Origin of the sequence: Oceaniglobus trochenteri (assembly GCF_020529025.1) — a bacterium.
Taxonomy (GTDB): Bacteria; Pseudomonadota; Alphaproteobacteria; order Rhodobacterales; family Rhodobacteraceae; genus Oceaniglobus; species Oceaniglobus trochenteri.
In genome coordinates this window covers 289,891-310,280 of the sequence record NZ_JACNMM010000006.1, presented here as the reverse complement: position 1 = coordinate 310,280, position 20,390 = coordinate 289,891, and the positions used below count along the sequence as shown (strand labels likewise).

Below are 20,390 nucleotides of genomic sequence, written 5' to 3'. Positions count from 1 at the left end.
AGAGATCCCATGAAAGCCTTTCCCATGTTCATCCGCACGACGGGGCGCCGCGTGATCATCGTGGGCGGCGGCGAACAGGCGGCGCAAAAGGCGCGCCTGCTGCTGCGGACCGATGCCCAACTGGTGCTGGTTGCCGCGGCGCTGGATGACGAATTGCAGCGCCTTGTCGTCACCGGGCGGGCGCGGCAGGTCAGGGGACTGACGGCGCAGGTCTTCGATGATGCGGCCATGGCCTTTGTCGCAACCGGCTGTCCCGGGCTGGACGCCGCGGCGCAGGCGCTGGCCAGAGCGGCGCGGTGCCCGGTGAACGTGGTAGATCGCCCCGAGCTGTGCGACATCACCACCCCGGCCATCGTCGATCGCGATCCGGTGGTCGTGGCCATCGGCAGCGAAGGCACGGCGCCTGTGCTGGTGCGCGACATCCGCACCGGTATCGAACGTATGCTGCCCCCCAACATCGGCGGTCTGGCCGCGCTGGCCGGGCGGCTTCGCCCCGGCGTCGCCCATGCCATACCCCGGGAAGGGCGGCGCGCCTTCTGGGCCTGGGTGTTCAAGGGCGCACCCCGCGCAGCCTGGGTTCGGGGGGCCGAGCGCGCGGCCGCGCGTTCCATCAAGGATGCGATCGGTGCCGGAGGCCGGCTCGAAGGCGCGGGCACCGGCCGGATCACCCTTGTCGGGGCCGGTCCGGGTGCGCGGGATCTGCTGACCCTGCGGGCGGTGGAGCGGTTGCAGGAGGCCGACGTGATCTTTCACGACCGCCAGGTCGACGACGATATGCTGGATCTTGCCCGCCGCGATGCCGAACGGATCTTCGTCGGGAAGCACCCAGGTGCACATCCATGGCCGCAGGATCGGATCAATCGAATGATCGTTGCCGAGGCCCGCAAGGGGCGCAGCGTGGTGCGGCTGAAATCGGGCGATCCGGGTATTCTTGGCCGCGCCGACCAAGAAATCCGCGCCGCGCGGACCGCCGGCATTCCGGTGGAACTTGTGCCGGGGGTTGCCGCCGCTTCGACGCAGATCATGGCCCATTGGGCGAACTGCGATCGTGAAGACAGCCGACAGGTTTCGGCGCCTGTTTGAACGCTCCATCGTGCAGGACCGTCAGAACCCGGGTTCGCGCCGCAAATCGGTACAGCCGGGCTGGCCGTTGTTCCGGATCATTACATTCAGGGCGCTGCCTCCCCACACGCCGAATCTGCCATCAACACGGCGGAATTGCGTTGTAGCCCCTCTTTAGCCGGGTCTTGCAGATCGTCGCGGCCAGGCATTCGACCGACAGCCTGTCCCCAGACCCGCGCACCGCCATGCGCCCGCGCTGCCCGATGCGGCCCCACGAAACCACGAGGGATCTCTCGGCAAACAGGTCCGGCTCGATGCGGATTTCATAGAAACGGTAGCAGTTCGTTTCCGGCTCGATCTTCTCCATGTAGACGGACATTTCCAGCTCCCCGGATCATCGATACCCCCATGTTAGACTCCGGGCCGTGGGATTTTGCAAATGTTATCCCATCACTGCACTTGCCGGGGCAAGGTTCCGTGTCTTGGCCCGGGCCTTTGCAATGCCTCTCCCTCAGGGTCAGCGGCAGAGGGGGTCAACGGAAGCCGGGGCTGATCCTGCCATCCTGAAAGCCGATCAGCCTGGCAAAGAAATCCCTCAGGATCGGATCGCGTTCGACGTGGCGGACATAGCGCATCCTGTGCCTCGTCCCGCCGTCCTTCCAGCCGATATCGTCTGTCAGAACGGGCGTGGGAATCGTGATCGAAGGGGCCCATTCGGCGTTCAGCAACCAGGCAATCGCGGCCATGTCCCAGATTTCCTTGGTCCAGCCGGTGTGATTGTCAGAGTACTCCTTGAACCGGCGGGCCAGAAAGGCACCGATTTCGCCGCAGGGCTCGACGTGTTTCTCGATCTCAAGGACGCTGCTGGTCAGATGCGAAGTCACACCCATGGCCGGGATCAGCACCAGGGGCACACCACTGTCGAACAGCACCTGCGCGCCTCCGACATCCTGCATCAGGTTGAATTCGGCGTTTCGCGCAAAACTGCGAGGCCAGTCCAATGCGTCACCGCCCAACCAGACGACGACGATCCGGTCTGCAATATCCGGCGCCTTCAACAGGGCGGACGCGATATTGCTGATGGCGCCGATGGCGACGACGTAAAGGGGGCTTTCGCTGTCCTTCCTGGCCCGGGCGATCAGGTCGTCGACGGCGGGCGCATCGCGGGCGACCTTTTCAGGGCCGACATACTGGGTCACTCCGCGGTGAACGGCCCCCTCCGCCGCAACACCAAGCCGGTCCAGAAGGCGCAGGATCTCCTCGTAACTCAGCTCCATCCCGATTCCGGGGGTTGATGCACGCGCATTCCGGAAAGGTGCGGCATAGATCGCTTCGACCGACAGGCGCTCTGGCGCCAACATCATCTGGACCACCGCGAACTGATCGTCGATCTCGTTGAAGGTATCGGTATCCAGCACCATGCGAACCCGGCCCTTCGGAGGTTCCAGCCGCAGTTCGCGTTCCCGGTCGCTCAGCCCCATGACCCTTTCCTTTCAGCTGCGTTACGCCGCATGGGCGGCGATCTTGCGGAAGAAATCCTTCAGGATAGCGTCGCGATCGACGTGGTGCACATAGCGCATCAGATGGCGCGAGCGGTCCACGCTCCAGGTGGGAATTTCGGTCAGAACCGGAGTTGCCACCAGATCGGACGGACACATCTTCGGGTCGATCAGCCAGGCGACCGGCGCCATGTCCCAGATTTCCTTCGACCAGCCGATGTGGTCGTCGCTGTATTCCTTGTAACGCTGCGCAAGGAACCTGCCAATTTCGCCATGGGGTTCGACGTGGGCTTCGATCTCGGGGACGGTGCTGAGCAGGTGCGACACGACACCCATGCAAGGCAGGAGGACCAGCGGCACGCCACTGTCCAGAACCACCTGCGCGGCGCCCACATCCTGTTTCAGGTTGAACTCGCGCACATGGGGCCAGTCGAATGCATGGCCGCCCAGCCAGACCACGACACAGCGATCGATGATCTCGGGCGCCTCCAAAAGGGCAGAGGCGACATTGGTGATCGCCCCTATGGCGACGATATACAACGGATCTTCCGGCGTCGCGGCCCTGGCCCGCTTCACCATGTCGGTGACCGCATCCGAGGTTACCGCGCGCTTCTCCGGCCCCATGAACCGGGTGGCACCACGAAAGACGAATCCCTCGGGGCTGCGGTCCATGCGCTCCAGCAGGCGCAGGATTTCGTCATGGCTCAGTTCCATGCCGTGCCCTGCATCCTTCGAGCGCGCGTTGTGGAACGGTGCGGCATAGATCGCCTCGAGGCCGATCCGGTCAGGCGACATCAGCATCTGCACGATGGCGAACTGATCGTCGATCTCGTTGTAGGTGTCGGTGTCCAAGACGGCGCGGACCTTGCCGGTGGGCGGGGTCAGCAGGCGCAGGCGTTCGGCATCGCCAAGATGGGTCATGGGGTAACTCCTTGCGTCGGGGGCGTGGCACCGGCGGGACCATCCAACAGGGCGCGGCCATCGTCGGGGTCGAAGAGATAGAGGTTGGCGGTATCGACGCCCAGTGTAACCGGATCGCCCACCACCAGGGGGATCATCCCTTCGAAGACCACCTGCAAAAGGTGATCGTGGCACCGCACGGCGGCATGGGTCTGGGAGCCGGTGGGTTCCACCTGCTCAATGCTGCCCGAGAGGCCGTGGTCCGAAGCGCCAGCCCCATCCTGGCGGCGCAGGTGTTCGGGGCGCAGACCGGCGGTTACCGCGCGCCCGTCTTCCAGGCCGTGCCCCTGCGGGAGGGCCAGCACCCCCGCTCCGCCGTCCAGATGCAGAGCGTCGCCCTGCACCACTGCCGGCAGGAAATTCATTGCCGGCGAACCGATGAACCCGGCGACAAAGCGATTTACCGGCGCCGCATAAAGCTCCATCGGGGTGCCAAGCTGTTCGATCCGCCCGGCGTTCAGGACCGCGATCCTGTCGGCCATGGTCAGGGCCTCGATCTGATCGTGGGTGACGTAGATGGCCGTGGTGCGGACCTTGCGGTGCAGCGTCTTGATCTCGGCCCGCATCTGCACCCGCAGTTTGGCGTCGAGATTGGACAGCGGTTCATCGAAAAGAAAGACCTTCGGATCGCGCACGATGGCGCGGCCCATGGCGACCCTCTGGCGCTGTCCCCCCGAAAGCTGCGATGGCTTGCGGTCGAGGATTGGCTCGATCTCCAGCAGACGGGCGGCATTTTCGACCCTCTGTGCGATCTCGGCTTTCGGCACCTTGGCAAGACGCAGGTTCAGCGACACGTTTTCGCGCACCGTCATATGGGGATAAAGCGCGTAGTTCTGGAACACCATCGCCACGTTGCGCTTCTTCGGGGTGCTTTCATTCACCCGCTGACCGTCCATACGCACTTCGCCCGCGGTGATGCTTTCCAGACCCGCGATCATCCGCAAAAGCGTGGATTTGCCGCAGCCGGACGGACCGACAAGGGCCAGGAACTCGCCATCGGCAATCGACAGGTCGACGCCATGGATCACCTCCACGTTCGCATAGGATTTCTTCAACCCGACGAGTTCCACAGTGCTCATGCTTTGCGCGTCCTTCCGGTTTCGACCAAGGCGATCTGAAATCGCAATTCCCTTATGCACACGAGTGCACCATATTGTACGGGAAGTGCAGGTCAAGAAGGACATGGGTGATGAAAGGGAAATCCGGATCTCAGGTCCGATCGCTGGATGTCGCCCGGCTGGCCGGGGTCAGCCGCTCGGCGGTCTCGCGTGCCTATACGCCCGGGGCCTATATTTCGGACGAAACCCGCGCCCGGGTGCTGCATGCGGCCGAAACGCTGGGCTATTCGCCGAACGCCATGGCCCGCAGCCTGATCACACGGCGCACGGGCATTGTCGGCGTCGTTTCGACCGATCTGGACAACCCGTTCTACGCCGCCCTTCTTCAGAAACTTGGCACCGCATTGCAGAAGGCCGGGCTTGCACCGCTTGTCCTGTTCGGCGACGAGAACAGCACCGATCACCACATCACCCAGATGATGTCCTATCGGGTGGACGCATTGGTGATGACGAACGCAACCCTGTCGTCGCGGATGGCCGTCCGCTTTGCGGCGCAAGACAAGCCGATCATCGCGATCAACCGCCTCATGGCGCAGGATGAAATCACCTCGATCACCTGCGACAACCGGTCAGGCATGCAATCGGTGGTGGATCATCTGGCCGACCTTGGCTGCCGACGGATTGCCTTTGTTGCCGGTCATCCCGATTCCTCCAGCAGCCGGGACCGCGAAGACGGATTCCTGCGGCAGATGGCGGCGCGCGGCCTTTCGCCCGCCGGGATCGTCACCGGCCATTATACTCACGACGGTGGCGCCGCGGCGGCCCGTCAGATCCTTGGTGGCGACACGCTTCCGGATGCCATCGCCTGCGCCAACGACATGATGGCCTTTGCGGTGATGGATGTCGCCCGCAAGGAATTCGGCCTGCGAATTCCCCGGCAGGTCAAGGTCACCGGATTTGACAACTCGGGGTTGGCTGACTGGTCGTCCCATGCCCTGACCTCGGTCGATCAGAACGTGGATGAGATGATCGCGCTTGCCGTCGAACACATTGGCGCCGCCGTGCGGCTGGAGCCGCGGGCGCCCCATCACATCGAGGTGCCTGCCCGACTGGTCATCCGTGCCTCGTCGGTCGACCAAGCCCAGGGCGGGGAGGGCGACGTTCCCTGTTGACAGTTTTTGGGCGGGTCTGCACACTTGTGCAGAATTTCTCTGGGAGGTGAAATCATGCACGGAATGAACAGGCGGACCCTGATGCGCGGGGCCTTCGTGGCCGGAACGGCGCTTCTGGCAGCGGGCACGGCCGCGACGGCTCAGGACAAGACGACGATCAATTTCCTGAGCGCGCAACGCGACGAGGTGATCCAGCCGATGATCGAAGGCTTCGAGAAGGCCCACCCCGACATCGAGGTGATCCACCAGTCGGTGCCGTTCAACGACCTGAACGCCGCCACCGAATCGCGAATTGGCCAGGGCGATACCAGCATCGACGTTCTGCATGCCGATACGCCGCGCATTCCGGCCTTCGCCTCGCAGGGGTATCTTCTGAACCTCGATGACCGCCGGGACGTGATCGAAGCCGCCGTCCCGAACGCCGTGGACATCGAACAGGTCAGCTACGATGGCAGCATCTATGCCTACCCGCAGTGGACCTCGACGCAGATGATGTATTTCAACCGCAAGATACTTGAGGATGCCGGGCTGGAGATGCCCTCGGACGATCCCGAGAGCCGGTTGACCTGGGAAGAGCTTCTGGACATGGCCCGCACCGTTCAGGAGAACGGGGTGAAATACGGGCTGACCTTTCAGCAGGTCGACCGTTATTACCAGCTTCAGTTCCTGTTTGAATCCGCTGGCGCAGGCTCGGGGCTTACCGGTGACGACATGCTCACGCCCGACATCACCAACGAAGGTTGGGTCAAGACCGCGGCCTGGTACGGCGATCTCTATGAAAACGGCCTGGCGCCGCGCGGCGTGACCCCCGAACAGACGGACGATCTGTTCATCAACGGCGAAGTCGCTTTCATGATTGCCGGTCCCTGGGCGATCGCCCGCTATGATGCCAACCCCGACCTGGACTACGGCGTCGCCCCCGTGCCGTATTTCGAGGGCGGCAAACCGTCGACACCGACCGGGTCGTGGTCGGTGGCAATCAACCCCAACTCCGAGAAACTGGACGCGGCACGGGCCTTTGCCGAATATGTCACCCTGGATCCCGAGGGCGTATATCTGTCGATCGCAGGCAACCCCAACACGCTGGTCAATGCCGAAGCCTACAAGAAGTACGCCGCCGACATGGAGGCGCTGACCGACAAGATCGGATCGGCCATCGGCATCATCAGCCACGAGACGCAGAACACCGCGGCCGGGCGGCCCCGAAGCCGGGGCTTTGTCACCTTCGAGACGATCATGAACCGGACCTTCAGCGACATCCGCAACGGTACCGATGCGGAATCGGCGCTCGACGGTGCGGAACGCCAGCTCAAGCGCGCTCTGGGCCGGATCAAGTAAGATCCAAAGCAAGGCCGGGCCCCCCGGGGCCCGGTCACTCCATTTCAGCCCCGCACTCTAGGCAACGGACGATGCCATGACGAAACGCAGCGCCATCCTGGCCGCCCTCGCCTTTCTGATGCCCGCGCTCGTGTCGGTGTTCCTGTTGCGCCTCTGGCCCGCAGCGGTGGCCGTGAACACGTCGCTGATTCCTCCGGGCAGCGATACCTACGGTCTCGATAATTTCCGCTACATCTTTACCGATCCGGTGTTCCTGAACAGTCTCAAGGTCACGCTGGTTTTCCTGGTCATCGTCAACCCGCTTCAGATCGCCATCTCGCTTGCCTTGGCGCTGCTGATGAACACCGCCGTGCCGCTGATCGGGTTCTGGCGCACGGTGATCCTGCTTCCCGTGGCAATCCCGCAATCGGTGTCAGCGGTTGTCTGGGGGGTCGCCTTGCGCCCCGATGGTCTGGTCAATGCGGTCCTGGTTGCCCTGGGGATGGAGCCCCAGCGGTTCCTGACCTCGCCCGATCAGGCATTGGCCTCGATCATCCTGATCGTGAGCTGGATCGGTGTCGGATATTGGATGACCTTCATCCTCGCCGGGCTTCAAGACATTCCGAAATCGCTTTACGAAGCAGTGACAATCGACGGCGCGAACCCCTGGCAACGGTTCCGCTTCGTGACCCTGCCGCAGCTTCGCCGTCCGCTGACCTTCGTTCTCGTGGCAAATACCGTTGCGAATTTCCTGATTTTCGCCCCGATCCAGATTCTTACGGCTGGCGGCCCCGAAGGATCAACCGACCTCATCATGAACACGGTCTATACCCAGGCCTTCATCATTTCCGACCCCGAAAGCGCCGCGGCCTCGACAGTGGTTCTGGTTGCGGTGGTGCTGCTGATCGTGATCCTGCAGTTCCGGATGATGCGTACGGAGGATGGCCATGACTGAACATTCCCGCCTGCGCTGGCTGCGCTTGGCCGTCATCGTGATGATTGCGGCACTGTTCTTCCTGCCGTTGTGGTGGATGGCCGTAAGCGCGATGCGGCCGGGCGATGCCATATTCCGCTATCTCTCGCCCCTCAGCCCGTGGAGCTTCCTGCCCCGTGAATGGACGGCCGAACACATGTTGGGCATCTGGCAGGGCAGTTTCGGGCGGGCGATCTTCAACTCGATCTTCGTCACGCTGGTCACGGTGATCGGGGGCCTGGCGGTCTGTTCGACGGCCGCCTTCGCGCTTGCGGTCATCGATTTTCCGTTCCGCAAGTCGGTATTCTTCGTGATGGTGATCTCGTTCCTGATCCCCTTCGATGCCATCGCGGTACCGCTCTATGGCATCATGCGGCTTCTCGACCTCCAGAACACCTATACCGGCCTCATATTGCCCGGCATCGGCAATGGGCTGGCCGTCTTTCTGCTACGCCAGTTCTTCATCGGCATCCCGAAAGATCTTCGCGAAGCGGCCTTCGTCGATGGCATGGGGTGGTTCGGCATTTTCTGGCGGATCTATCTGCCGCTGTCCGGCCCCGCGATGCTCAGCGCGGCCTTGATCCTCTTCGTATTCCAATGGCAGGCCTATCTCTGGCCATTGCTGATCGCACCATCGCCTGAGTACAAGGTCGCGGCGGTCGCGATTGCCCAGTTCTCCAACGAATACCAGGCAAATTTCGGTCTGATCTTCGCGGCGTCCCTTGTGATCTCGATCATCCCGATGGTGGTGTTGACCATTCTGCAGCGCTATTACTCCACCTCTGTCGCATCGACCGGCGGGAAGGAATGAGTGATTGCGGGGGTCTTCCTGACATCGAACCCATTCCGGACAACGGTTGCGTGTTCCCGGATTGGTTCCCCGACTACCAGCCGTGACGATCCCCCCCGCAGCGGCCTGATGGGGTAAGGTGATCGCAAAGGGCGCGTCGCAATGGGCCAGCAGGGCCCGCCCGATCAGGATATCCCGTTCAGGATATCCCTTGTCTCTGGCATGCGGTCCAGGCTGGAAGCGATCCTGTCCCGCCATCTGGGGCCCTGGGATAGGGCCTGCTCGTAGGCCTCGGCAAGATCCTCGGGGCGATCCTCCCCAAGGATGCGGACAAGGAACCTGGCCTGGGCCCGGTCCTTGCGCGCCTTGGCCTCGTCCGGGCCGCCCCGCCGCCTGCTGGCCACGATCAGTTTGTGTATCGCGAAACGTTCGGGGCGCGGGATCTGCACAAGGACGCCCGAGCGGTAGATCGCCAGCGCATGGATCGGCTCTGCTATCAGGAAATTGAGGTAATTCAGCGCCTGTGCGCTTACGCCCAGGGCCGGCAGCGGCTTGACCCCTTCGTCTCCGAAGGCCGGCGTCAGGAACTCGACCATCGCCGCGCCGCCGCTTTGCCGCCACTTCCAGATCTGCCGATCGAAGACCCCGGGTACGGCCTCGAATTTCATCGTCCGCAGGATGTCTCCCGGCTCTTCCTCGACCCGGTCGCCCAGGGCCACGGAGAGCCGCTCGAAGCTTGCGAAGTCGATATCCCCCGTCTGGGCAAGCTCGTCGGAATCGAAGCGAACGCCAAGTTCCCCCTGGTAAAGCGCATAGGCCCCCGTCCCGATCAAGGTGCCGCCCAGGCGGAAGACACCGGCGCGCGCGAAGGCCAGCAGCAGCGAGCCTGTCTCCCGGTCGGTTCCGATCATCCCCTCGGCCCTCAGGACACGCGCCAGGCGGGACATGCGCGTCCTTCGTTCCTGTGCCTCGGCCTTCAGTTCAGCCGCCCGCGCCAGGCGGTCGCGCAGGGCGGGGCTGTCCTCGCCAAGGTAGCGGCTTTTCATCTCGGTCCCGATGCGGAACCGGTCATAGAGATAGATCCGCCCGTTGCGCTTTCGCTCCTCGATGCTGCCGACAACTTCAGATGCAGCCTCGTCAAGATGCATGCGGAGCAAGTCCTGGTAGGCGACCTGGGCCGTGCGGGAATGCGATTTCAGTTCCATGGGGTGCCTGGGGTCTGCGGGTGTGCATCAAATACGATATTGATACACGAGAGGGCGAGTGTGTAGCAAATATTCTCTTGATGCACACAACTCCGGACTTGGCTTTGGGTTCACGTTCTCTCCCGTGATCCGGTGCTGCCCGGCCTTGCCGATGCCGCACCATGGCCAGGCGATCCGGCGGCGCCGATGTCAGTCGTCACGGTGGTCAACGTACGTTTGCAAAGACGGGTGCGTGGTCCGGGTGGGTGTACGGAGCGACGGCATCAAGCAACGCCGCGAGTTCGGCGAGGGCATGCCGATCGAGATCGCGGAATCCCGTCTGCCGCCAGGTGGCGTGGCGAATGAGGCCCCTTGCCTTCAGCATGGTTTTGTAGAGAGGCATCCCATAGGACATTTCGAAGTCGAGAAGCGGCAGAAGACGGCGAAAGATCTCGCCGGCGGTTTCCATATCCTGCCGTTCGACCGCGCGCCACAGTGCCATGTGAACATCCGCATACTGGCAGGCGGGCATCGTGCCGCAAGCCCCATGACGAAGCTCCTCCATGAAGGTCTTTCCGCCTCGCCCGCCCATGATCCCGACCAGCCTGGGGTGGTCCGCCGCCAGGACCGCACCCATGGTAAGGGCCGGCCATGTGGTTTCCTCCTTCATCATCGTCACTGTCGGGACCTCGTCCATGATGCGCCCGATCAGGTCGGGCGACATGGGCGTCATGCCAAGACCGACCGCGTTCTGAAGAACGATCGGCAGGTCAGTGGCGTCCCCCAGCCGGCAGTAATACCCGATGATCTCATCCTGGGTTGCGGGGTGGTAGGTGGGCGGCATTGCCATCACTGCATCGGCCCCGATATCCGCGGCATGGCGGGCAAGCCCGGCGGACAACACCGCATGGGCGGTAGAAACCCCCACGACGACGGGGCAATGACCCTTGCAGCCCTCGACCGAGATCTCGGCCACACGGCGACGTTCGGCATCGCTAAGATATCCCACTTCCGATGCATTCGCGTTGGCGACCAGACCGTTGACCCCACAGTCAAGATTGAAGCGGATCACACGCCGCAGACCGACTTCGTCGATGCAAAGCTCATTGTCGAACGGTGTCAGCAGGATGGTATATATGCCCTTGTATTCCATCACGTCGTTTCCCTTTGGATGATGTGGCAGCCCAGGTCGCAGACGGGCTGTGGCTGGTTGTCTTCGCCGCCTTCCATCATGGCGAACAGGGCGGCGATTGCCCGGTCGCCGATCTCCACCTCGGGGACGGAAACGGTCGAGATGGTAGGCGACACGAAGGCCGAGAACGAATCGTCGCCAAAGCCCAGGACCGCAACGTCGCCGGGCACCGACCGCCCGCTTTCGTGCAACCAATGCACCGCTTCAAGAGCAAGCTGGTCGCCGTTGGCGTAGATGGCATCGACGTCGCCGCGCGATTGGAACAGGCGGTCAAGGTGGCTGCTGATCGGTTCGGCCCCGTTGCCGATGTTCACGGCAATGCAGTTCTGCGCGGGCAGGCCGGCGCGGCCGAAGATTTCCTGCATGCCTTCGATCCGGCGGCGGGCGCGGGGGCGTTCTGGGTCATGCAACATGGCGATGCAGCGCCGGCCGCGTTCAAGAAGATGCGTGGCCGCGGCCCGGCCCACCGCGCGGTTGGAAAAGCCGATCATCGCCCGCATCGGTTCACCGTCCACATCCCATAGCTGGACGACGGGTGTTCCGGTCCGCTCGATCACGGTGCGGGTTTGGGGCAACTGGTCGCTGCCCACAATCAGAAGCCCGCCCACACGCCGACCCAGCATCTTGGTGACGATGTCATATTCCACCTGCGGGTCGTAATCGGTGATCCCGAGTACGGTTTCGAATCCCGCCCGCGAGGCCACCACACCGGCCCGTTGAATCGCCCTGAAAAATGCCTGATGCAATGTCGGCGCCACGATGGCGACAAGCGAACTGCGGCTTGTACGGAACGACCGGGCAACGATATCGGGAAAATAGCCGACATCCGCGACCGCGCGTTTCACCTTGTCAGAGGTGCGGGTGCTGACGCTTTCGGGCTGGTTCAGCGCGCGCCAGACGGTCGCGCGCGAAACGCCGGCGCTGCGGGCGACATCCTCGATCGTGATACGGCCTGCGGTTGAATCGGTCATGGCGCTGTCCCGGGAATTGCTGGTATTGACGTAGGGAACTCCGTAAATGATAATCGATGATCATACCAGTGCCAATCCTGTGCCGGGGGCAGCGAAATGTCTGTATCCATTGAAAGCCACGTTCTTCATGTCGTGCCCGTATCGCGCAAATCCTGCTGGCTGTTTCTGGAACTGAAGCTGACCACGGGTCAGACCGGCCTTGGCGAAGTGACCTGGTTCGGTCAGGAACATGGTGTCATCCAGTTGATTGAAAGCATGGCGCCGGCCCTGTACGGCACCGACATCGCGCTGCTGCCGGGCCTTGTTGCGGACCGGCAGATGCAGATGACAGAGGCGCTGCCGCAACTGGTGCTGAGCGGCTTTGAACAGGCGGTCCTGGATGCGCTTGCCCGCCTGCGTGGCATGGGCGCGGCCGAACTGCTGGGGGGCGCCAGGCGCAATCGCGTGCCGCTCTATGCCAACATCAATCGTGGCACGTCCGACCGCAGCCCCGAAGGCTGGGCCATCCGCGCCCGCGCTGCGGTTGCGGACGGGTACACTGCGCTGAAGCTGGCGCCCTTCGACGGCTTGACCGCGATCGACCAGACAAGCTCCGAGGCCCGCAGAAAGCTTGCACATGGGATCGCCTGCGTGGCCGCCGTACGTGATGGCGTGCCCGATGACGTGTCGATCAACGTGGATTGCCACAGCCGGTTTTCGATGGTCACGGCCCGCGATGTTATCCGAGAATTCGCCGCCATGGGGGTGTTCTGGATCGAAAGCCCGATTGCCGATGACACGACGCGGCGCATGGATCTACGCAACCTGCGTCGGCATGCATCGGACCTAGGGATCAGGCTGGCGGGCGCCGAAACGGTGCGCGGCATGGGCGACGTCATTGAACTGCTGGATGCGGGCGCCTGGGATGTCTATCTGCCCGACATCCGCAATTGCGGCGGTATCCGGGAATGCCTGCGGATCGCCCATGAAGTGACCCGCCGGGGTCTGGAATTTTCGATCCACAATCCGGCAGGCCCGGTTCTGGATCAGGTTTCGCAGTCTGCGGCGGCCTGTGTGCCAGGGAATTTCATGATCGAACGCCAGTACCGCGAAAACGCCTTGTATCACGAAATCATGTTGCCCGAACCGGCAAGCCCCCATGTGGGGACCGTGCCGGTCGACACGGGGCCGGGATGGGGGCGGGAGTTGAACCCCGCCGTACTGAGGCGCGCCGCGGGGGCGCCGCCCTCGGCCGATCTGCTGGGAGAACCGGGGGCGGGACCGCTTAGCTGACGGCTGCGGCCGGGCGCTTCTGACGAAGCACCCGCCCGGCAAGTTCCTGCCCTACGGGGTCGTCCACGCGTTCGGCATGGTCGTGCAATTCGTGGCAGAGGGTCACGATGTCAGCGCTGAAGTCGGGGAAATGCCTGTATTCGTCGTGGAAATGCTCACGGGGGGTATTGAACACGTTGAACAATTCCTCGGGGTCGTTCCTCAGGTCGTAAAGTTCATGCGCCTCGTCCCAGGACAGGATCAGTTTCCAACGGTCGGTCCGCAGGGCACGCTGCAATGTGTGCACCTTCACCATCTCGTTCTGGATATAATAGGATGTCCGCCAGTCATCGGCCCCCTCTATGGCGTCAAACAGGTTGCGCCCCTGGTAGTGGTCAGGAGCAGGCAGTCCGGCTGCCGCCAGGAGTGTCGGCGCCAGATCTTCCAGCCCGACAGGAACCGAAACGCGCAGGCTGCCCTGAGGAACGCCCGGACCCGCCATCAGGAACGGCACCCTCACAGCGGTGTCTAGACAGCAACATTTGTGCGGAACCAGCGGGTCGAGATTGAAGGTTTCGCCGTGATCGGAAAAGAAGATCACGAGGGTGTTTTCGGCCAGCCCGTTGTCGGCAAGCGATCGGCGAATTCGGCCGATGTAATCATCCAAGGCCGAAATGGCGGCATAGTAACCCGGAAACGGCACGCCCTTGCCGCGATAGTGTTCGTAATATTCCAGCGGCGCGGTGAAGGGGTTGTGGGGCGGGTACCAGCTTTGGACCGCGACGAACGGCGCCTTCTTGGCCCGGTCGCTGTCGAGGAATTCGATCATCCGGTCGGTCTGGATCTCGGGCTTGTAGGTGCCCCCCTGGAATGATTGCCGTCCATCCTCCCAATGCCCGCCGCGTGAATTGAACCCGTCCCAGATGTCAAACCGTTCCGAGCTGTCTTCGCCCAGGTGCCATTTGCCGAAATAGGCGGTGGTATAACCGGCCCGGTGCAGGGGTTCGAAAACCGTTTCGTTCACCTTGCTTTCGTAAGACAGCACGTCCTGCACGCCATAGCGGTTCTCGGTCACACCATGGGCATGGGGCAGAACGCCCGTCCACATCGTCGCCCGGGCCGGGGTGCAGATCGGAAAGGGCGTATGGGCATTGTCGAAATTCACCCCGTCCGCGGCGATGGCATCCATGTTCGGCGTGTGGGCAAAGACATTGCCGTTGCAGCCAAGACTGTCCCAACGCTGCTGGTCGGTGATCAGGATAAGAATATTGGGTTGCATGTTGGGTCCTCTGGGCAGGAAAGGGCGGGCGCCCGGCAGAAGGGGCGCCCGCTTTCGATCATTCGGCCAAAAGCTCTTCGAGCTTGGCGTTCACAGCCTCGGGCGCATTTCGGAAGCTGGTGAAGATCTTTTCGGTCAGCGCGGTCGAATTGAAGAACGGCGGTTCGCCGATGGCGGCGCGATATTCCTCAAGATAGGCCGGATCGTTCACCGTGTCCTGGAAGGCCTGTTGCAGCATTTCTACGATCGCAGGCTCCATCCCCGGAGGCGCCGTGACAGCGATACCCGCCGACATGATGTTGCTGCGATACCAGACGTAGGTATCCCACCAGTCGCCCGAGGGTTCTTCGCCGTTCAGTTCGGTATAGACATCGACGATGCTGGGCACCCCGTCGGGGAAGATCCCTTCCCGCGGGGGAAGGGGCGCGCCGTCGGTGTCGAAGAACGGGTGATAGTAAACGGGCTTGGCGGTGTCGTTGTCACCGAAGAACCGCACGAAACCCGACAGCCCGGCGTGACCGGCATGAACCTCGTCGGCCAGCATCGCTGCCGCGATCTTCGAGAAGCCGCCAAACCCACCGATATAGCGATAGTTCGCCTCCAGAACCTTGAGCCCGAGGTTGCCGAAAATATCCATCGAAACGGCCTTGCCCCGGCCGCCGATCAGTATCGCCTCGTCGCCGCGAAGATCCTCGGCTTTGCCCACCCTGTCGGTCCTTGCCACGAAAGCCAGGCTGTCTGCCGCCGAACCGATATGGGCCATCTCTTCGGGGACATAGCGGATCCCCGGGGCCCCGGCGATCACCCCTGCGGCGTCCAGCCCGCAATAACACAGCATCGTGCCGTCCTTGGCCCCCTGTTCGAACACGGTGTTCATCGCCGTAGCGCCGCCGCCACCGGGCTTGTTCACCACGATGACATCGGGGTTGCCCGGGATGTGCGCGCCAAGGTTCTTGGCGAAGATGCGCCCATGAAGATCACCGCCCGATCCGGCCGGTACATCGACCATGATTGTGACAGTCTTGCCTGCCAGATCCTGCGCCTGGGCCGCTATCGCGCTGAACAGGACGGCCGCCCCTGCCGTGAGTATGGTCTTGAGTTTCATCTTGTCTCCTCCTCCTTCAAGATAATCAGATTACAAGCCAGACCGGGAACCAGTCGGGCAGGATCGCGCTGATTGCCGGCCCCAAAACCGGCCGGAACCAGAAGATGTGAACGATTCTGTCGTAGAACAGGATCAGGACCGCCCAGCAGGCCAGCCCATAGAGGGCAACCCGCCCGCCACGGTAGCCGCCCCAGCGCACGAGATAGGCCAGTACAAAGGCAACGATGGCAATCTTCTGGCCCACCAGCACGGCGACCAGCAGCATCGCGCCGAGATAGGCAAAGAAGGCCACCGCGCGCCGATTGATCGGATCCGCGGTGCTGATCGCGGCGTGACGCGACAGCCACGGCCCCAGGGGGCGCGATTGCCAAAGCCCGTTGGCGGCCATCACGGCCAACAGCATCAGCGCGGGTGCGGCTGCCAGCATGGGCATGGCGGCAACCAGCACCGGCCAGTCCGTGGAGATCCAGATGGCCGCAACGAAGACGGCAAACATCATGAGCCAGACGGCAACCGACAGCAACGGATCGGCGTCGGCATCCGCATCGCTCAGGTTCGACGACTGCTTCGCCTCGGGATCCTGCCTGCTTTGCCTCATCCGGAAGCCCGACCGGATCGACAGGCCCAGCGTCAGAACGATGATGGCCAGCAGGACAAGCACGATGGGGCGATTCAACCAGCCCAGCCCTTCGTGGATCTTCCAGCTGAGCAGGAACGAATTCTCGATCATGCCGCCCAGCACAAAGGCCAGAATGACCGGCGGGCGCGGCCAGCCGCCACGCTTCATGGAAAAACCGATGGCACCGAAGATCAAAAGCGTGATCCAGTCTCCGGGCGCGGCGTTCGTGGTCCATGCCCCCATCAGGATGAAAAGCATGACCCCCGGCACCACCAGGTGCCCGGAAATGAAGGCCAGCTTGGAAATCCCGTTGCTCCAGAGCATCAACAGCCCGGCGGCGACGATATTGGCGATGGCGATGGCCCAGACCATGGAAAAGGTGATGTCGAGATTGGTGGTCAGCATCGCCTTGCCCGGCTGCAACCCCTGAATCAGAAGGGCCGACAGCAGCAGCGCGTTCATGGCACTTCCCGGGATGCCGAAGGCGACGGTCGGAATCAGGGCGCCACCCCGCACCGCGTTGTTGGCTGCCTCGGGCGCGATGACACCGCGGATGTCGCCTTTTCCGAAATTCTCGTTGTCCTTGCTGGACTGGACGGCATGGCCATAGGCGATCCAGTCGACGACGGCGCCGCCAAGACCCGGGATCATGCCGACGTAAACGCCGATGGCAGAACAACGCACGGCCAGCCACCAGTTTCTGAAGGCATCGCCAATGCCCTGGCGAAGCTGCGCAAAGCCCCCGGTATCGGGCACCCCCTTGGCGATGGAGGTGTTGCGCAGGGCCAGGTCCATGATTTCGGGCAGGGCAAACAGCCCCAGCACCACGGGAACAAGAGGCAGTTCATCCAGCAGATAGCTTTGCCCGATCCAGAATCGCGGGATCGCCGCGTCATCGGCATATCCGACGGTGGAGATCAGCAGGCCGAACGCCGCCGCAATCAGCCCCTTGGCGATGGAGGCACCCGTCAGGCTGGCCACCATCACCAGCCCGACAAGGCCCAGCATGAAAAGCTCGGGGTTATTGAACTTGAGAATGATGGGCATGATGATCGGCAGGGAGACCGCCAGGACGATCGCGCCGAACACCCCGCCGAAAGCTGAAACGGTGAAGGCCGCCCCAAAGGCCCGCGCGGCCTGTCCCTGCTGGGCCAGGGGATAGCCATCAAGAACGGTTGCCTGGGAAGACGCCGTTCCGGGGATGCCAAGTAGCACCGACGAGATCGTGTCGGATGTCGAGGTGACGGCATAGATCGCCAGCAACAGGGCGATGGCATCGGGCGCGTCCATGCTGAAGGTGAAGGGCAGCGCCAGGACAATACCCAGCGCGCCGCCAAGACCCGGGACTGCGCCCAGCCATATGCCGACAAGGATTCCGAGGAAGAGGTACCCCAGCGTCGACCAGTCAAGCAGGAGGAGCACACCGTCAAAAAGAGGGCCGATCATGTTTCTTGCCTCATTCGCACAGGTTTTGTCATGTCGAGTATGAGCATCGATGATCATTATAGGTATGCGAAGTTCCGGCGCAGTGCAACTGGAACGATTGACCGGCTGTTGTTTTCTGTCTGAAAGCGGCCCATGCAAGGGGCGGCTTTATGGCAAGTTAATCCTTTGACCTTTGCCAGGCGGCCAAAGGATCACGGATTGACTAGCGGCGCATGACCGCGATTGACGAAGACAAGGCACGAGTGCCTGTCCATCGCCGCGCGTTCAGCCGCCCCTGGCAGCCAGGGCAGCCCTTTCAGAGCCGTTGCAGTGTGAGCCCGCCATCTGGCCGCAGAGTCTGACCGACGCAGTAGGGCAGGTCGCCGCTGGCGGCGGCCGCCACCACGCGGCCCACCTCGTCGGGCTGACCAAAGCGGGGAACCAGTGTGATGCCCTGTTCCTCGATCATCCGACCGTACTGCTCCAGGACCGGACGGGACAGATCGGTTTCGATGATGCCAGGCTGGATGTCGAACACCTGAATCCCCTCGGGGGCAAGCCTTTGGGCAAAGGTCTTGGCGACCATCCCCGCCGCCGCCTTCGAGACACAGTATTCGGCCTTGTCGGTCGATGCGGCGAAGGCGCTGACCGACGAAACGATGCAGATGGAATGGCAAACTCCGGGCGCACGGTCGCGGGCCAGAAGATGGCGGGCAAAGGTCTGGGCAAGGAAGAACACGGCTTTTGCGTTGCAGTCCATCACATGGTCCCAGCTGTCGGGGCGGGTATCCAGGATGTCGGCCTTGCGCAGGGGGCCGACGCCCGCATTGGCGACAAGGGCGGTCAGCGGTGCACCCAACGCGTCTTCGGCGCGGGCGATGAGAGCAGCCTGGGCCGAAAGGTCCGAGACATCCGCGGCCAGGCCGACGGCCCGCCTGCCGCGCGCCTCGATCTCGCGGCAGGTTTCGGCCATCTGTGCGGTCTCGGCCCGGCCGTTTACCACGATGTCGAATCCGCGGTCCGCAAGCGCCAGCGCGATGCCCCGCCCGATCCCCCGGCTGCTGCCGGTGACAAGCGCGTAGTTCATGAATCCTCCCATCAGGCCCGGGGGCCGTGTCTGACCAGTTCGCGCCCGATGATCGTGCGCTGGATCTGGTTGGTTCCTTCATAGATCTGGGTGATCTTGGCGTCTCGATACAGCCTTTCGACCTCGAACCCCTGAATGTAGCCCGAGCCGCCGAAGATCTGGAGCGCGTTGGCCGTCTGGGCCACGCAGATGTCGGAGGCAAAGCACTTGGCGATGGAACAGGCCATGCCCGCCTGTGCACCGTTGTCCAGCTTGAGAGCCGCATCCCGAACCAGTGCGCGCGCGGCGGCAATGTCCTTTGCCATGTCGGCCAGCATCCATTGCAATCCCTGGTGATCGACCAGCGCCTTTCCGAACTGCTTGCGCTGACCGGCATAGTCAAGCGCCGCCTCAAGCCCGGCCTGGGCAATTCCGGTGGCCAGGGCGGCAATACCCACACGGCCCTTCTCAAGAACGCTCATCATGATGTGGAAGCCCCTGTTCAACTCGCCCAGAAGGGCGTCATCGGGCAGGGCCACATCGCTGAACGACAGCGCGCCGATCTGGCTGGCGCGCTGGCCCAGCTTGTGCTCTCTGGGCCCCCGCTCCACGCCGGATGCATGAAGATCGACAATGAAGATACTCATCCCGCGATGCCCCGCCGCGGGGTCGGTCCGGGCCAGGACGAACCCGAGGTCGGCCAGGGGAGCGTTGTGAATCCACAGCTTCGACCCGTTCAACCGCCAACCGTCTTCGGTGCGCGTGGCCGTGGTGCGCAACCCGGCGACATCCGATCCGGCCTCTTCCTCGGTGATGCAATACGCGATGATCGTTTCCGCCCTCAGAATGCCGGGAAGGTGCGCCTTCTGCTGGGCCGGCGTGCCGTATCGCGCCAGCAGGGTGCCGATCAGCTCGACCACGCCGCATTGATCGGCGACCGATGCATATCCGCGCGCCAGTTCCTCCATCACCAGGGAATAGGCCAATACGTCCATGCCCGCGCCGCCCAGATCATCGGGAACGGTAACGCCGAACAGGCCCAGGTCGGCCATCTGAGAATAGATGTCGCGGGGGAACTCGGCGTTCTGATCGAGGCGGCCCGCCGCGGGGCGAATGACCGCATCGGCAAAGTCGCGCACCATGTCGGCAAGTTGCGCATAGGTTTCAGGATCGTTCTTGGGCAGATGCAGCATGACACTCACCAAATGGGGGAAGTTGACCGAACGCTAAGATAAAACGTTTGATCTTGTCAAACCCGCATTTGGAGCCTTGGCAGCAAGCAGATCGAACCCGGCAGGAGACGTCACAAAACCTTTGAGGTCCCTTCCTGCGCCTACAAAGTGCCCTGTCAGCAGATTCGGCATTTCGGGCCGGAATGGGATCTAACAGGCGCTTCATGCGACGAATCAGGCGAATATTGGCGATCCACCAGTTGACCAGATCGAGTCAATTGCTCTGACGTTTGGC

The 20,390-nt window shown here is 62.9% G+C and carries 18 protein-coding genes; 6 read left to right on the top strand and 12 right to left on the bottom strand.

What is annotated here, in order from left to right; translation table 11 throughout:
• Positions 1 to 9: 9 nt before the first annotated feature.
• On the top strand, positions 10 to 1,083 hold the full coding sequence (locus H7828_RS12580; protein ID WP_226781393.1) for an SAM-dependent methyltransferase: 1,074 nt from the start codon (positions 10 to 12) through the stop codon (positions 1,081 to 1,083).
• A gap of 121 nt (positions 1,084 to 1,204) precedes the next feature.
• On the opposite strand, the gene H7828_RS12575 is transcribed toward H7828_RS12580, so the two are convergent.
• From H7828_RS12575 to H7828_RS12560, 4 genes are all read right to left on the bottom strand, one after another.
• Complete coding sequence (locus H7828_RS12575; RefSeq protein ID WP_226781392.1) at positions 1,205 to 1,441, bottom strand: WGR domain-containing protein; 237 nt, start codon at positions 1,439 to 1,441, stop codon at positions 1,205 to 1,207.
• A gap of 154 nt (positions 1,442 to 1,595) precedes the next feature.
• A complete protein-coding gene (locus tag H7828_RS12570; protein ID WP_226781391.1) occupies positions 1,596 to 2,543 on the bottom strand; it encodes a nucleoside hydrolase in 948 nt (315 codons plus the stop codon).
• Between the two features lie 21 nt (positions 2,544 to 2,564).
• A complete protein-coding gene (locus tag H7828_RS12565; protein WP_226781390.1) occupies positions 2,565 to 3,482 on the bottom strand; it encodes a nucleoside hydrolase in 918 nt (305 codons plus the stop codon).
• Entirely contained in the window at positions 3,479 to 4,600 is a 1,122-nt protein-coding gene (locus H7828_RS12560) for an ABC transporter ATP-binding protein (RefSeq protein ID WP_226781389.1), read from the bottom strand. The genes H7828_RS12565 and H7828_RS12560 overlap by 4 nt, the downstream gene beginning before the upstream one ends.
• A 110-nt stretch (positions 4,601 to 4,710) precedes the next feature.
• Between H7828_RS12560 and H7828_RS12555 the strand changes: the two genes are divergently transcribed.
• From H7828_RS12555 to H7828_RS12540, 4 genes are all read left to right on the top strand, one after another.
• Positions 4,711 to 5,751: a LacI family DNA-binding transcriptional regulator gene (locus H7828_RS12555; RefSeq protein WP_226781388.1), complete on the top strand. Its 1,041-nt coding sequence runs from the start codon at positions 4,711 to 4,713 to the stop codon at positions 5,749 to 5,751.
• Positions 5,752 to 5,814: 63 nt separating this feature from the next.
• Positions 5,815 to 7,089, top strand: a complete 1,275-nt coding sequence (locus H7828_RS12550) for an ABC transporter substrate-binding protein (RefSeq protein ID WP_226781387.1) — start codon at positions 5,815 to 5,817, stop codon at positions 7,087 to 7,089.
• A gap of 76 nt (positions 7,090 to 7,165) precedes the next feature.
• On the top strand, positions 7,166 to 8,023 hold the full coding sequence (locus H7828_RS12545; protein WP_226781386.1) for a carbohydrate ABC transporter permease: 858 nt from the start codon (positions 7,166 to 7,168) through the stop codon (positions 8,021 to 8,023).
• Positions 8,016 to 8,852 (top strand): carbohydrate ABC transporter permease, encoded by an 837-nt coding sequence (locus H7828_RS12540; protein ID WP_226781385.1) that lies wholly within the window; start codon positions 8,016 to 8,018, stop codon positions 8,850 to 8,852. Before H7828_RS12545 ends, H7828_RS12540 begins: the two co-directional genes overlap by 8 nt.
• A gap of 164 nt (positions 8,853 to 9,016) precedes the next feature.
• Here the strand turns inward: H7828_RS12540 and H7828_RS12535 are convergent, their stop codons facing one another.
• From H7828_RS12535 to H7828_RS12525, 3 genes are all read right to left on the bottom strand, one after another.
• Positions 9,017 to 10,036, bottom strand: a complete 1,020-nt coding sequence (locus H7828_RS12535) for a nucleotidyltransferase family protein (RefSeq protein ID WP_226781384.1) — start codon at positions 10,034 to 10,036, stop codon at positions 9,017 to 9,019.
• Positions 10,037 to 10,241: 205 nt separating this feature from the next.
• Positions 10,242 to 11,168, bottom strand: a complete 927-nt coding sequence (locus H7828_RS12530; RefSeq protein WP_226781383.1) for a dihydrodipicolinate synthase family protein — start codon at positions 11,166 to 11,168, stop codon at positions 10,242 to 10,244.
• On the bottom strand, positions 11,168 to 12,178 hold the full coding sequence (locus H7828_RS12525; protein ID WP_226781382.1) for a LacI family DNA-binding transcriptional regulator: 1,011 nt from the start codon (positions 12,176 to 12,178) through the stop codon (positions 11,168 to 11,170). Before H7828_RS12525 ends, H7828_RS12530 begins: the two co-directional genes overlap by 1 nt.
• 96 nt (positions 12,179 to 12,274) lie before the next feature.
• On the opposite strand from H7828_RS12525, the gene H7828_RS12520 reads away from it, so the two are divergent.
• On the top strand, positions 12,275 to 13,450 hold the full coding sequence (locus H7828_RS12520; protein ID WP_226781381.1) for a mandelate racemase/muconate lactonizing enzyme family protein: 1,176 nt from the start codon (positions 12,275 to 12,277) through the stop codon (positions 13,448 to 13,450).
• On the opposite strand, the gene H7828_RS12515 is transcribed toward H7828_RS12520, so the two are convergent.
• The 5 genes from H7828_RS12515 to H7828_RS12495 form a co-directional block, all read right to left on the bottom strand.
• Entirely contained in the window at positions 13,443 to 14,708 is a 1,266-nt protein-coding gene (locus H7828_RS12515; RefSeq protein ID WP_226781380.1) for a sulfatase family protein, read from the bottom strand. The genes H7828_RS12520 and H7828_RS12515 overlap by 8 nt on opposite strands.
• Before the next feature lie 58 nt (positions 14,709 to 14,766).
• Complete coding sequence (locus tag H7828_RS12510; protein ID WP_226781379.1) at positions 14,767 to 15,813, bottom strand: type 2 periplasmic-binding domain-containing protein; 1,047 nt, start codon at positions 15,811 to 15,813, stop codon at positions 14,767 to 14,769.
• 25 nt (positions 15,814 to 15,838) lie between these two features.
• Entirely contained in the window at positions 15,839 to 17,878 is a 2,040-nt protein-coding gene (locus H7828_RS12505) for a tripartite tricarboxylate transporter permease (RefSeq protein ID WP_226781378.1), read from the bottom strand.
• 295 nt (positions 17,879 to 18,173) lie between these two features.
• Positions 18,174 to 18,944 carry a 3-ketoacyl-ACP reductase gene (locus H7828_RS12500; RefSeq protein ID WP_226781377.1) on the bottom strand — a complete coding sequence of 257 codons (771 nt, stop codon included), beginning with the start codon at positions 18,942 to 18,944 and terminating at the stop codon, positions 18,174 to 18,176.
• Positions 18,945 to 18,955: 11 nt separating this feature from the next.
• The gene (locus H7828_RS12495) at positions 18,956 to 20,116 is read right to left on the bottom strand and encodes an acyl-CoA dehydrogenase family protein (RefSeq protein ID WP_226781376.1); all 1,161 of its coding nucleotides are present in this window, start codon (positions 20,114 to 20,116) and stop codon (positions 18,956 to 18,958) included.
• Positions 20,117 to 20,390: the final 274 nt, after the last annotated feature.

Coding starts and splice junctions, on each gene's coding strand:
- H7828_RS12580 (WP_226781393.1), top strand. CDS start 10: ATGAAAGCCTTTCCCATGTTCATCCGCACGACGGGGCGCCGCGTGATC.
- H7828_RS12575 (WP_226781392.1), bottom strand. CDS start 1,441: ATGTCCGTCTACATGGAGAAGATCGAGCCGGAAACGAACTGCTACCGT.
- H7828_RS12570 (WP_226781391.1), bottom strand. CDS start 2,543: ATGGGGCTGAGCGACCGGGAACGCGAACTGCGGCTGGAACCTCCGAAG.
- H7828_RS12565 (WP_226781390.1), bottom strand. CDS start 3,482: ATGACCCATCTTGGCGATGCCGAACGCCTGCGCCTGCTGACCCCGCCC.
- H7828_RS12560 (WP_226781389.1), bottom strand. CDS start 4,600: ATGAGCACTGTGGAACTCGTCGGGTTGAAGAAATCCTATGCGAACGTG.
- H7828_RS12555 (WP_226781388.1), top strand. CDS start 4,711: ATGAAAGGGAAATCCGGATCTCAGGTCCGATCGCTGGATGTCGCCCGG.
- H7828_RS12550 (WP_226781387.1), top strand. CDS start 5,815: ATGAACAGGCGGACCCTGATGCGCGGGGCCTTCGTGGCCGGAACGGCG.
- H7828_RS12545 (WP_226781386.1), top strand. CDS start 7,166: ATGACGAAACGCAGCGCCATCCTGGCCGCCCTCGCCTTTCTGATGCCC.
- H7828_RS12540 (WP_226781385.1), top strand. CDS start 8,016: ATGACTGAACATTCCCGCCTGCGCTGGCTGCGCTTGGCCGTCATCGTG.
- H7828_RS12535 (WP_226781384.1), bottom strand. CDS start 10,036: ATGGAACTGAAATCGCATTCCCGCACGGCCCAGGTCGCCTACCAGGAC.
- H7828_RS12530 (WP_226781383.1), bottom strand. CDS start 11,168: ATGGAATACAAGGGCATATATACCATCCTGCTGACACCGTTCGACAAT.
- H7828_RS12525 (WP_226781382.1), bottom strand. CDS start 12,178: ATGACCGATTCAACCGCAGGCCGTATCACGATCGAGGATGTCGCCCGC.
- H7828_RS12520 (WP_226781381.1), top strand. CDS start 12,275: ATGTCTGTATCCATTGAAAGCCACGTTCTTCATGTCGTGCCCGTATCG.
- H7828_RS12515 (WP_226781380.1), bottom strand. CDS start 14,708: ATGCAACCCAATATTCTTATCCTGATCACCGACCAGCAGCGTTGGGAC.
- H7828_RS12510 (WP_226781379.1), bottom strand. CDS start 15,813: ATGAAACTCAAGACCATACTCACGGCAGGGGCGGCCGTCCTGTTCAGC.
- H7828_RS12505 (WP_226781378.1), bottom strand. CDS start 17,878: ATGATCGGCCCTCTTTTTGACGGTGTGCTCCTCCTGCTTGACTGGTCG.
- H7828_RS12500 (WP_226781377.1), bottom strand. CDS start 18,944: ATGAACTACGCGCTTGTCACCGGCAGCAGCCGGGGGATCGGGCGGGGC.
- H7828_RS12495 (WP_226781376.1), bottom strand. CDS start 20,116: ATGCTGCATCTGCCCAAGAACGATCCTGAAACCTATGCGCAACTTGCC.